At 28.3% G+C, this 704-nt stretch carries 1 protein-coding gene; it reads right to left on the bottom strand.

What is annotated here, in order from left to right; genetic code table 11:
* Positions 1-180: 180 nt before the first annotated feature.
* Positions 181-600, bottom strand: coding sequence for a hypothetical protein (locus tag HMPREF1551_RS13830; RefSeq protein WP_021627644.1), 420 nt, complete (start codon positions 598-600; stop codon positions 181-183).
* Positions 601-704: the final 104 nt, after the last annotated feature.

Genomic DNA, 704 nt, shown 5'->3' with positions numbered 1-704 from the left:
CCTTGAGTATCTAACTTAATCACATTGCCATTCTTGTCAGTAAGCAAGATGCTCTCATCTTCAGTAAAGATGAGCTTATGTCCACTTGAAGCCTTGGGCTGAGGCATTTGGTGGAGAAGGAGTAATTACCACTTCTCAAGGATAAATACCCTATAGCTAAAACTGAATGAAACTTTTTCATCAATTTTCCTCCTTATCTTTCTCAATTCTTCTCGTATAAGATATATGACTAGTGTTTTCTAGTATGACCTTAATTCTTTTATTTGTTTTAACTTCTTTTATTTCCCCAGTGTTACCATTAATCCAAATGCCAGATAAATTATAGTTTCCTGTTTTCAAGTTATATGGTTCCCACTTCGGCTTAAAAATATAATAATCTCCATATATAATATCCAAATCAAAAAAACCATCATTAGCTATTTCTTCTTTTAAAATATATTCTATACATTTTTGCCCTGCTTCATCTAATGAAAGTTTAAATGTTTGTTCCTTTTTTTTGAATTCCTCTGTTCTATATATAGAGATGTCTTTTTCTACTTTACAAGAAAAAATACTACTTAATATACCCATAATAATAACTATTTTAATAACTTTATACATATTTTTATTTCTAATTACTCAACTGTTGATTATAACTTGATTTGAAATCATAAATTTCTATGTAAGGAATCTCTCTATACTCTTTATTTACTGTTAATTTATTC

Source organism: Capnocytophaga sp. oral taxon 863 str. F0517, assembly GCF_000466425.1.
Lineage (GTDB): Bacteria > Bacteroidota > Bacteroidia > Flavobacteriales > Flavobacteriaceae > Capnocytophaga.
Note: the sequence above shows the minus strand (reverse complement) of the source record. Positions and strands in the feature narration are given on the sequence as shown.

What these genes read in the sequence shown, in the direction of transcription:
- HMPREF1551_RS13830 (WP_021627644.1), bottom strand. Translation starts at nt 600, where the DNA reads ATGTATAAAGTTATTAAAATAGTTATTATTATGGGTATATTAAGTAGT.